At 64.1% G+C, this 11,811-nt stretch carries 6 protein-coding genes and 1 pseudogene; 6 read left to right on the forward strand and 1 reads right to left on the reverse strand.

Going from position 1 to position 11,811, the window contains the following annotated elements; translation table 11 throughout:
* The first annotated feature begins 75 nt into the window (after positions 1-75).
* From QZ079_RS04575 to ugpC, 3 genes are read left to right on the forward strand one after another with little or no spacing between them, the layout of a single operon-like run.
* Positions 76-2,427 carry a glycoside hydrolase family 65 protein gene (locus QZ079_RS04575; RefSeq protein ID WP_297035647.1) on the forward strand — a complete coding sequence of 784 codons (2,352 nt, stop codon included), beginning with the start codon at positions 76-78 and terminating at the stop codon, positions 2,425-2,427.
* Positions 2,424-4,835 carry a beta-phosphoglucomutase gene (gene pgmB / locus QZ079_RS04580; protein ID WP_297035650.1) on the forward strand — a complete coding sequence of 804 codons (2,412 nt, stop codon included), beginning with the start codon at positions 2,424-2,426 and terminating at the stop codon, positions 4,833-4,835. Before QZ079_RS04575 ends, pgmB begins: the two co-directional genes overlap by 4 nt.
* Before the next feature lie 3 nt (positions 4,836-4,838).
* Positions 4,839-5,948, forward strand: a complete 1,110-nt coding sequence (ugpC, locus tag QZ079_RS04585; RefSeq protein WP_297035652.1) for an ABC transporter ATP-binding protein — start codon at positions 4,839-4,841, stop codon at positions 5,946-5,948.
* Positions 5,949-6,208: 260 nt separating this feature from the next.
* On the opposite strand, the gene QZ079_RS04590 is transcribed toward ugpC, so the two are convergent.
* Positions 6,209-7,891 (reverse strand): hypothetical protein, encoded by a 1,683-nt coding sequence (locus tag QZ079_RS04590; RefSeq protein WP_297035655.1) that lies wholly within the window; start codon positions 7,889-7,891, stop codon positions 6,209-6,211.
* Positions 7,892-8,151: 260 nt separating this feature from the next.
* Here QZ079_RS04590 and QZ079_RS04595 point away from each other — a divergent pair, with 260 nt between their 5' ends.
* The 3 genes and pseudogenes from QZ079_RS04595 to QZ079_RS04605 form a co-directional block, all read left to right on the forward strand.
* The gene (locus QZ079_RS04595; RefSeq protein ID WP_297035658.1) at positions 8,152-9,822 is read left to right on the forward strand and encodes a glycosyltransferase family 39 protein; all 1,671 of its coding nucleotides are present in this window, start codon (positions 8,152-8,154) and stop codon (positions 9,820-9,822) included.
* On the forward strand, positions 9,819-10,832 hold the full coding sequence (locus QZ079_RS04600; protein WP_297035661.1) for a glycosyltransferase family 2 protein: 1,014 nt from the start codon (positions 9,819-9,821) through the stop codon (positions 10,830-10,832). The genes QZ079_RS04595 and QZ079_RS04600 overlap by 4 nt, the downstream gene beginning before the upstream one ends.
* Positions 10,833-10,840: 8 nt before the next feature.
* Positions 10,841-11,811 (forward strand): annotated as a pseudogene (locus QZ079_RS04605) (transcription-repair coupling factor); the annotation flags it as partial.

The following is an 11,811-nucleotide window of genomic DNA, read 5'->3' on the forward strand; positions in this document are numbered from 1 at the left end:
GGGGGGAGCCGGTATTGGAGTTTGCACGATACGCCCCGACCGGGGGCATGCGCCCCTAGGAAAGGAGCAGCACATATGAAAGAGCGAACTTGGCTTCCCGGGTGGACGGTCGAGCGCCGGGCGTTCGACCCCGCGCACACGGCGAAGACAGAGTCGATCTACGCACAGGGAAACGGCTACATCAACGTGCGCTGCGCGGAGGATGAACGCTACGTGGGGCAGACACGCGGCACGTTCGCGACGCTCACCTTCAACAAGGCGCTGCCCGACGAGGTAACGGAGCTGCCGAACCTGCCCGATGTGACGGCGATCGATCTTACCGTGAACGGCGAGCGGTTCTCGCTCGACCGCGGCACATACCGCGACTACCTCTCGCGCTTCGACATCCGCACGGGCGAGGTCGAGCGGAGCTGCGTATGGACGAGCCCCGCCGGCGATGCCGTGCGCATCCGCTCGCGCCGCATGGTCTCGCTCGCGCAGAAGCACGTCGTGGCTGCGACGCTCGAGATCGAGGTGCTGAGCGGCCCGGTGCGCCTTATGGTGGAGAGCGGCATCGACGCGCGCATGACGAACAGCGGCTCCCAGCATCTCCACGATGGCGAGAAGCGCCTCATCGACGGGCGGATCCTGCGCATGGCGACGCGCACGAGCGAGTCGCGCGTCCCCATCGCGATCCACTGCGAGCACAGCTTCTCGGCCGACCCCGCGCGGTCGCTCCCCGTCATGCAGCGCCGGCGCTTCGTGATGCGCTATACCTTCGACCTCGAGCCGGGCGTCCCGCTCAGCATGGATAAGATCTCGTGCTACCACACGGGTCGCGACCGCTCCTTCGCGAGCGCCGAGCGCCTGGGCGGCATCAAGGACAGCGCCCGCGTGCTTCAGGTGGGCGACGCCTGCATCACAAGCGTCTCTTCCATGGGCTACGAGGGGCTCTTCGAGGCCTCGCGCGCCGCATGGGAGCGCTATTGGGCGCACGCCGATGTGGAGATTGAAAGCGACGACCCCTTTGACCAGCTGGGGATGCGCTTTGCGCTCTATCACCTGAACATCATGATCGACCGCGGCGAACCGCGCGCGGGAATTGGTGCCAAGGGTATGACGGGCGAGGGCTACAAAGGCCATTCGTTCTGGGATACCGAGATCTTCCTGCTGCCCTACTATGCACTCACGGACCCGGCGGCGGCGCGGGCGCTGCTCGTGTACCGCTACCTCTCGCTGCCCGGTGCCTATGCCAAGGCGCGGGAGAACGCCTACGAGGGCGCGATGTTCCCGTGGGAGAGCGCCTGGCTGGACGATGGCGAGACGACGCCGCTCTTCGGTGCGGCGGACATCGTGACAGGCGAGAGCATCCCGATCTTGACCGGCGTGCTCGAACACCACATCACGGCAGATATCGCGTGGGGCGTATACCTCTACCATGCGGTGACGGGCGACGAGGAGTTCATGGAGCGCTACGGCTGCGAGCTTATGGTGGAGTGCGCACGCTTCTGGGCGAGCCGCGTGGAGTGGAAGCCCGAAGCCCGTCGCTACGAGATCACGAACGTCATCGGGCCGGATGAGTACAAAGAGCACGTCGATAACAACGCCTTCACGAACTACCTCGCGGCGTTTACCCTCACACATGCGGCCGATATCATCGACGCCATGCCTAAGTGCTGGCCGGACGCCTGCGAGCAGCTTTCGCGTCGCTACAACCTGCATGAGCTCGCCGCGAAGTTCCGCGAGCGGGCGGGCGGGATGTACCTGCCCGGGCCGCGCGAAGACGGGCTCGTTCCGCAAAACGACCAGTACCTCGGCCTTGCCGAGGTCGATCTTTCGAAGTACCGCAGCGAAGCGGGCGTCTCCTCGATCTTCGAGGACTACGGCTGGGAAGAGGCCAATAAGGTCATGGTGTCGAAGCAGGCGGACCTTGTCATGCTCCTGCGCGTGATGCCCGATCTGTTCGAGCCCGAGGTCGCCAAGCGCAACTTCGTGTTCTACGAAGGCCGTTGCCTGCACGACTCCTCGCTGAGCCACGGTCAGCATGGAATCCTTGCTGCATGGTTTGGGCTTGAAGATATGGCGCTCGACATGTACCGCCATGCGGTGCGCGTGGACTTCGGCGAGAACCCCACGTCTTCGGACGAGGGCATCCACAGCGCCTCGATGGGCAACGTCTGGCAGTGCGCCGCGTGCGGCTTCGCCGGCCTCATGTGGGAGCACGGCGAGCTCTCGTTCGCGAACCACCTGCCGGGCACGTGGAAGCGTCTCGCGTTCGAGATGAGCTGGCAGGGGAGTCGCCTGCGTGTGGCGGTCGAGCCCGATGCGATGACCGTCGAGCACCTTTCCGGTGCCCCGGTCTCCTTCACCATCGACGGGCGCGCGTTTAGCGTGTCGCACGAGGAGCCGCAGGCTCGGTGCGTGTGCGGGGCGGGTGATGCGGCATGACGAGCGTGGCATCCGGGCTGTCCCAGCGGCTTGCCCGTCGACTCGCGCCCCGGGGCATCATCTTCGACCTCGATGGCGTGCTCTGCTTCACGGATCGTTTCCATTACGAGGCGTGGCTCGACTGCGCCCGCGAGGTGGAGGCACCCTTCGACTGGACGATCAACGACCGCCTGCGCGGCGTGAGCCGTATGGAGAGCCTGGAGATCATCCTCGAAGGCAGCCCGCATGACTATTCCGATGCGGAGAAGGAGCGTCTCGCGACCGAGAAGAACGAGCGCTATCGTGCGCTCTTGGCGCAGATGACGCCCGAGGACATGGATCCGGCGGCCCGCGCGATGCTTCGCGGCCTGCGGGAGGCGGGCTTCAAGCTCGCTGTGGGCTCGTCGAGCAAGAACGCGCCCTATATCCTGGAGCGGCTGCAGGCGACCGACCTCTTCGACGCTGTGATCGATGGCTCCCAGATTGAGCGCTCCAAGCCCGACCCCGAGGTGTTCCTGCGGGCGGCTGACGCGCTCGGGCTCGAGCCGGGGGAGTGCCTGGTGGTCGAGGATGCTGTGGCCGGCCTCGAGGCGGCGCGCGCGGGCGGCATGGCCTGCGTGGGCGTGGGGCGCGGTGCCTGGCCGCTTCACTGCGCGCCGGATGCGCGCGTGGAGGACGTCTCCGAGCTGGCGTCGCTTCTGGAGCGACCGGGCAGCCCGGCGGCCCCGGAAGCGGAGAGACCCGGCGGGCGCACGTGGTGGAAGGAAGCGGTCGTCTACCAGATCTATCCTCGGAGCTTCTACGACGCGAACGGGGACGGCATCGGTGACCTGTGCGGCATCATCGCCAAACTCGACTACCTTTCCGCGCTCGGCGTCGATGTGGTATGGCTCAACCCCATCTACCGCTCCCCGGGCGTGGACAACGGCTACGACATCTCCGATTACCGCTCCATTCTCGATACCTTCGGCACGATGGACGATTTCGACGAGCTGCTCGCCGCGCTCCATGCGCGCGGGATGCGCCTTGTCATGGATCTCGTGGTGAACCACACCTCCGACCAGCATCCCTGGTTCATCGCGAGCAAGCAAAACCCCGCTGGCGAGTTCCGCGATTTCTACATCTGGCGTGATCCGGCGTCGGACGGCGGCGCGCCCAACAACTGGGGCAGCTGCTTCGGTGGTTCCGCTTGGACGTTCGACGAGGCAAGCGGCCAGTACTACCTGCATCTCTTTACGCCCGAGCAGCCGGACCTCAACTGGGAGAACCCGCGCGTGCGCGACGAGGTCTTCGACATGATGGACTTCTGGTTCAAGAAGGGCATCGACGGGTTCCGTATGGACGTCATCAGCCTCATCTCCAAGGCGGGCTTCGAAGACGGCCCTGTGCGTGCGGACGGCCTGTGGGGCGATTACGAGCCGCAGTGCGCGAACGGGCCTCGCGTCCATGAGTATCTGCACGAGATGCACGAACGGGTGCTTACGCACTATGACGACATGACGGTGGGCGAGAACGCGGCGGTGACGCCCGAGCTCGCGTGCCTCTATGCCGGCTTCGACCGCGAGGAGCTCGACATGGCGTTCCAGTTCGAGCTCATGGATGTGGATGGCGGCGAGTCGCGCAAGTGGACGCGCGATTGGGATTGGTCGGTGGCGGATATCAAGCGCGTCATGACCCGCTGGCAGGAGACGCTCGAGGGACGCGCATGGAACGCACTCTTCTGGGGCAACCACGACCAGCCGCGCGTGGTTTCGCGCTTCGGCGACACCTCGACGAATGCGCGGCGCAAGCTTTCGGCCAAGATGCTCGCCACCTGCCTGTACCTCATGCAGGGCACGCCCTATATCTTCCAGGGCGACGAGATCGCGATGACGAACTGCGTGTTTACGGGCATCGACGAGATTGACGACGTCCATACGCGGAACGCCTTCGCAGAGCTCACGGAAGCCGGGCTTGTGGAGCCGGACGAGATGATGGAGATCATCAATTACCGCAGCCGCGAGCACGCGCGCACGCCCATGCCGTGGAGCGCGGAGACGAACGGCGGCTTCACCGAGGGTACGCCCTGGCACGCCCTCAACCCCAACTACGACAAGATCAACGTCGAGGAGTCGCTGGCCGACGCGGACTCGGTCTTCCACTACTACCGTCGGCTCATCGCGGTACGCCGCGCGCATGAGGTACTCGTGTACGGCCGCTACCGCTTGATCGCGTCGACGGATGAGCATGTGTACGCCTACGAGCGGCTGCTCGGAGGCACGCGCGCGCTCGTCGCGTGCAATTTCGGCGGCGAGGCCGTGGCGTTCGATCTGCCCGAGGACTGGACGGGCGCGCGCACGGTCCTTGCGAACTATGGCAACCGCGGAGATGGCGAGCTGCGCCCCTTCGAGGCGTTCGTGCTCATCTGCGAAGACGAGAGGAAGGAATAGAAGATGGCAAGCATCACATTCAAGCACGTCACGAAAACCTACGACAACAAGGTCACGGTCGTGCCGGATCTGAACCTCGAGATTAAGGACAAGGAATTCATCGTGCTCGTGGGGCCTTCGGGCTGCGGTAAATCCACGACGCTGCGCATGATCGCCGGTCTCGAGGACATCTCGTCGGGTGACCTGTACATTGGCGACAAGCGCGTGAACGACGTGCAGCCCAAGGACCGCGACATCGCCATGGTGTTCCAGAACTACGCGCTGTATCCGCACATGACGGTGTATCGCAACATGGCCTACGCGCTCGAGCTGCGCCGCACTCCCAAGGACGAGATTCGGCGCAAGGTCGAGGAGGCGGCGAAGATCCTGGAGCTCACGAAGTTCCTCGACCGCAAGCCCAAGGAGCTCTCCGGCGGCCAGCGCCAGCGCGTGGCGCTCGGTCGCGCCATGGTACGCGACCCAGCGGTGTTCTTGCTCGACGAGCCGCTCTCGAACCTCGACGCGAAGCTGCGCACGGAGATGCGTGCCCAGATCTCTGCCCTGCACCGCCGCCTCGAGACCACGTTCGTCTACGTGACGCACGACCAGACCGAGGCCATGACCATGGGCGACCGCATCGTCGTCATGCGCGACGGCGAGATCTTCCAGGTCGACACGCCGCAGAACCTCTTCGACCGTCCGGACAACATCTTCGTTGCCGGGTTCATCGGCTCGCCGCAGATGAACTTTATGGATGCCGTGGTGGAACGCGCGGGCGACGGCTACGAAGTCGTGGGCGCGATGGGCAGGATCCCCCTGCCGAACCCCGAGCTCGCGGACTACGTGGGCAAGGATGTCGTCGTGGGTATCCGCCCAGAGGACTTCCACGAGGAGCAGGAGTACCTCGACGCCGCCCCGAGTGCCGTCATCGACGCGCAGGTCGACCTCTCCGAGCTCATGGGTAGCGAGGTGTACGTGTACTTCACCGTGGGTGAGCGCCGGCACATCGCGCGCATCTCCTCGCGCCTCGATATCCATGCGGGCGACACGGTACGCATCGCGCCCGAGCTCGACCATGTGCACGTCTTCGATAAGGAGACCGAGAAGGCCATCTGCCACGGTGCGGCCAAGTAGCTGCGAGTGCGCACCGTGCGGTGGCCGCCGTACGGGCAGTCTGAATGACGTGTAGAGCATGCCGGCGATACCCGTGTGGGTGTCGCCGGCTTTTACTATAGGCTGAACATTGCCCAGAGGCAGACAGGCGGACGGCGCGACCCCATGACGCGTTCACGTTTGACGACGCTGGACTCGCGTGGCCTGGTGCACGTCTCTCTGGACGCAAGCGCTATCGTGGGGCGTCATTGCCCCGCAAAAGGCTATGGCAAGGTTGGCAGCTATGCTTCGGGGTTTTCGACAGGACGTACGTCGACAGCCGTCCAGCCCCAGTTCACATGCTTCTTGTTCCAGCTGAGACGTGCGCGCACCTCTACCATGAGGCCGTCGCGGAGCGCAATGCCCGCATTGTTGTCCTGGCAAATCTTTGCGGGGATGAAGCAGTCTTCAACAAACCCCCCGTCCCCTCGCCTCATGGCGCGGTACTCGCCTTCGAACGTACGCTCGATATCGGCGGGATCGGGCGCTTCGATGGTGTCGAAAGATTGCACTTCAAAGCGCCAGGTTCCTGCGTCTGTGTCTTTGCTCTTACGCTTAAATACGGCTACGGCGCGCCCCGTTACCATGGAGAGGTTCTCAATGGGGTGCTGCTCGAGGAGCTTCGGCGAGACATAGTATCCTGAGGTGAAAATGTGGGACGGGTGTACAAAGCCGAACGCCTTAACCTGTTCAAAGCGCCCGGAGAACTGCTTCACGAACACCTTCTCGAACTCGCTGTCCGTGCAGGGAACGGGGTCTGCGGCAAAACCGGCATGCTCGGGAAGGAGCTGTGCGTCGTACGTATAGCCCTCCATGAGCGTCTGGGCGCGCTGGCGATCCTTGATCTTGAACCGATCGATGTAGGTGCTGGTGGAGGGCTTTGCACCGTACACATAGGATCGTTCTGTCTCGATGCGGCGAACCGCGATGCCGATGAGCCCCTTTTCCCGATTGATCCATTCGACGTAAACCGGTGTGACGGGAGTCTTCGAAACAAGGTAGACGCCCGGTCCAGCCTCGCCAAGTGCGGGGTTGTCGGCACAGGCGCGCTTGAATGCATTCTGCAGGTACTCTTCCTTTGGCTTTGCCACCGCGATGGGGGCGAGGAATTCGCGCGCTTCCTCATAGCGCCCCGCTTTGGTCAACACGCGGCCAAGGTAGTAAGGCGTCCATTCCCATTGGGCAATGAGCTTGGAGCTTTCTAATGCGGGCTTTTCATGCGCCTTCTTGAGCATTGATGCGATGTTGTTGATGGTGCGCTCGGTTTTTTCAGGAAGCGGCGTGAGGGAGCGCGTCTCGCTTAGCTCCAGAAGCGCCTTGAGGTAATCGTCGGCAAGGCGCTCGCCATCGCCCTTTATCTGCTTGCCCTCATAGCTCTTTTTCGCAAGGCCTCGACCTTCGAGGAGCGACCAAAGGGGCATGCTGTCGACCACATGAACAAGGTCTTCAGGGGAATCCTTGAATGCGATGAGGAATGGGAGTGCGAGACCTGATGCTTCGTAGTAGAACGGGCGCGGCGCGTCGACGAGCGCGCGTAAACCGTCGAGATTTCCAGCCTTCTGGAGCTCCCATGCTGAGGAGGTGAAATTCTTACAGACTGAGTCTGCCAGCAGGTCATCTAAGGGAATGGAGTACGTTGTTTCAAACTGGTCAATCGTTTCGAGGACGTGGACATAGCGCTCGACACCGTGGTCGGCGTTGATCTTGTCGTGTTGCTGCTTGAGGTAGTCGTAATACACCCATCCAAGGGCGCTTGCGAGGTACTTGTCTTCGGGGTTGTCGTCGAGCTCTTGCTGGGCGTAGCGATAAGCCAGATCGAGTTTGCCCTCTTTGCGCAGGAGGTTGACTTGCTGGCTAGGATACAGACCCTCTTCGTCGTACTCGGGGAATGAAAGGCGGCCGGTGGTGTTCGGTTCGGTACTCATACACGCTCCTTATCAAATGCGCTGGGATCAGGCCTCTCTTGGCGGCTTTAATCCACATCTCGTTACGTTTGAAGTATAGAACGACGTGCGGACAACTTTTGCAGCGCGCGATGAAGTTTGAGTTGAGGAGGTTCGTGCGGGATTATTGTCCGCACGTCAGGTTTTCATGAGCGTGTGGCGGCTCGCGGTACAATGCTGCGAGCAATTGCAGTCGCACGGGATGCGGGCACGCGATGCGCGAAACGTAAGGAATGCAGCTCATGGCAAGTAGTAAACGCATGCACTGGGCGTGGGCAGGGGTGTTTCTCCTGGGGCTCGGCATGCTCATCGCCGGCGCGCTCAACGGCAACATCTGGTACGACGAGGGCTATTCTGTTGCGCTCGTGCGCCAGAATTTCGCCCAGATCTGGCAGCTTACCGCTATCGACGTGCATCCGCCGCTCTATTATTGGATGGCGCATGCGGTGTATCTGGCGGTGGGCGAGAGCATCCTCGCGTACCGGCTGCTTTCCGTTGCGGGCATGGTGGCGGCGGCGCTTTTGGGGCCTGTCGTGGTGCGCCGCATGTTCGGGGAGCGCGCGGGGCTCGCGTTTTCCGCGCTCGTGCTCTTTCTGCCATTTTCCCAGCATATGGCTTGGCAGATTCGCATGTACTCCTGGTCGATGTTCACGGTCTCGGTGTGCTTTCTCGCTGCGCTGCGCCTGATGTCCGCGGCGCATGCAAACGAGCGCGCGCCGCGTATCGCGTGGGCGGCGCTGGGGGCCTCGGGCATCGCCTCGGCGTATCTGCACTACTACGCTGCGGTTGCGGCGTTTCTCATCAACGCGGGGCTCATGCTCTGCTTCTGGCGGTGCGACCGGCGCAAGCTTCGCGCGTGGGCGGTACTCGCCGTGGCGCAGCTCGTGCTCTACCTCCCGTGGGTGCGCATGCTCACGGCTCAGATGGGCGAGGTCGCGAGCTCGTTTTGGATCACGTTCGAGTTTCCGTACACGATCGTTTCGGTGCTCATGTTCCCGTTCACCACAGACATGCTAAGTTGCGACCTTACCGTCCAGTCGGCGGCGCTCGTGCTCGTATGCCTCGGAGCCCTGCTGGGCGTGCTGCGCTACCGCCGGCGTGTGGCGGCGCAGGGTGCCTCGGATGACGCCGACGCGCGTCGCGCGGACCAAGGAGATGCGCCTTCCTGGTTTGCGCCTGCCGAGTGGCGCGCTCTCTGCTTCGCGGGCGCGGTCTATGCGGGGCTTGTCATCATCATGGTGCTCGCCTCGCTCGGCATGGGCAGGATGATCCTCTTCTACCGATATCTCGTCGTGGTGCTTGGACCTGTGGCGCTTGCAATGGCGATTGCGCTTGGGCGGGCATGGGAGCGCCTTCACCGCGCCCGCTCCGTCCGTGGAATACGCGCGCTCACGGTTGGCATCGCGCTTGTCGCCGTGCTGTTTACCGGGCTTTGGGCGGGCGTGATGCTCAGGCTCTACGATGCCACGAACACGCAGAGCGTCGATGCGGTCATGGAGCCGGTGGCACAGGCGGAGGCGTCGGGCTTGCAGGGCGTCGTGGTCTCGCCGAGTCCCCGCGTGGAGAGTGTCCTCTGCGGGCAGTATCCGGAAGAGACGTTCGTGTACCTCGACTTCCTCCGGGATTCCTGGTGGACGGAAAACGTGTGGAGCGCTTATGGCACGGGCATAGACCCCGCAGGCTCGTGGGAAGAGGCGCTCGATGGCGTGGAGGCGGGAGATACCGTGGTGTTCGTCCGCGAGAATCCCACCGAGGAGCTCCTCGCGCGCGATCGCGCCGAGCTTGCTGCCGCGGGGCTCGAGGTGGCGTCTGAAGAAACCGTTTCACGTGCGTATGACCGCGTCGACTGGGCGATCATGGTGTGCAAATATCACGGCGCAGGCGGCGCAAACTCTGCAGGAGAAGATCTATGAGGCTTTCCATCGTCATACCCTGCCATAACGAGGAGGCGTGCCTGCCACTTGCGCTGGAGGCGCTCGAGGACGTCGTTGCCGGTGAGGAGTTCCAGCGTCTGTGCCGCGAGGTGGAGGTCATCTTGGTGGATGACGGGTCGAGCGACGGGACGCTCGGCATCATGCGCTCCGTGACGCGCGATCGGCGTCGGCGGCCGTTCTGCATCCGGTACCTCTCGTTCTCGCGGAACTTCGGCAAAGAGGCGGGGCTCCTTGCCGGGCTTCGCGCTGCAGAAGGAGAATTCGTCGCCGTGATGGACTGCGACCTGCAAGACCCGCCGGCGCTGCTCACGGAGATGCTTCGCATCCTGCACGACGACCCCGATACCGACTGCGTGGCCACGCGGCGCATCACGCGCACGGGCGAGCCATGGCTGCGATCGCTCGGCGCCCGGATATTCTACCGCCTGGTGAACGCCATCTCGCCCACGCCCGTACCCGACGGCGCGCGCGATTTCCGCATGATGCGCCGGCCAGTGGTTGACTCGGTGCTCTCGCTGGGTGAGACCTGCCGGTTCTCGAAGGGTATCTTCGGATGGGTCGGCTTCAACACGCGCTGGATCGACTATGAGAACACCGAGCGCGCCGCTGGGACGACGAGCTGGAGCTTCTGGGGGCTCGCGCGCTATGCGTTCGAGGGCATTATCGCCGTGTCGACGGTGCCCCTCGCGATTGCTTCGTATGCGGGCATCGCGCTCTGCGCGGTGGCGTTCGTGGCGGTCGCGGTGATCGTCGTGCGCGCGGCGCTCTTCGGCGACCCGGTTGCCGGCTGGCCGTCGCTCGCGTGCATCATCACGTTCATCGGCGGGCTTCAGCTGCTGTGCCTGGGAGTCATTGGGCAGTATCTGGCAAAGACGTATCTTGAGACGAAGCGCCGCCCGGTGTATATCGTGCGGGAGGAAGGCGGCTACCCGCTCGGGGCGGGCGGCCCTGGAGATACGGCTCCCGCTGCATCCGAAGCAACCGACTAGGAACCCGTATGCTCATTCATCGCATTGCTGCACAACTGTATACCGCCGAGGGGCCGCGCGTTATCGAAGAGGCGCTCGACGCCGGCAAGGACGCCACGCTCGCGGTGTCGCAGTCCGGCCGTGTGCTTATGCTTGCGGCGCAGTTCGCGCGGCGCCCGCGTCCCGTGGTGTATATCGTCTCCGGCGAGGATGCGGCCGAGCGTGCCGCGCGCGGGCTCGCCGCCTATGTGGGCATCGAACATGTCGCGCGCTTTCCCGAGCGCGAGGACTACCCGTGGGTGGATAAGCAGCCGGACGATGCCGTGGTGGCCATGCGCTGCGCGGCGCTCGAGCGCTTGGCGCGGGGCGAGGCGTGCATCGTCGTCGCCTCGGCGCGGTCGCTTCTGCGATGCGTGCCGCCGGCGGAGAGCCGCTATTGGGAGAGCGTGACGTTCTCCGTGGGGGAGGAACATCCGTTCGAAGACGTGCCACAGCGTTTGGTGGGCATGGGCTACACGCGTGCGGAGGAAGCTGCGGCACCGGGGCTCTTCCGCGTACACGGCGATGCGGTCGACGTGTTCCCCGCGCAGAGCTCGGCGCCCGTGCGCATCGAGTTCTTCGGCGACGAGATCGACCGCATCCGGCGCATGGTGACTTCGACCGGGCAGACGATCGGCGACGACGAGAGCGTTCGGATTTACCCGTGCCGCGAGCTCGCCTTGACCGACGATGCGGTGCATCGCCTGCATGTGGCGCTCTACCAGCCCGCGCAGAGCGACCCGGAGCTAGCGGCGCAGCTTGAGCTTGCCGACGCACGCGTGGTGACGCCGGAGCTCGATCGCTACCTGCCGTTCATGTGCGAGCGCACCGAGAGCCCGCTTGCGCATGTGAGCGCGGGCACACTCGTGGTGCTTTCCGAGCCGCGGTCGCTGTTCGATGATTGCACACGTGCGTACGAGGATATCGAGCGTCGCGCCGGCGAGGCGGGGGTCGCGCATCT

Origin of the sequence: uncultured Enorma sp. (genome assembly GCA_905210055.1) — a bacterium.
Lineage (GTDB): Bacteria > Actinomycetota > Coriobacteriia > Coriobacteriales > Coriobacteriaceae > Enorma.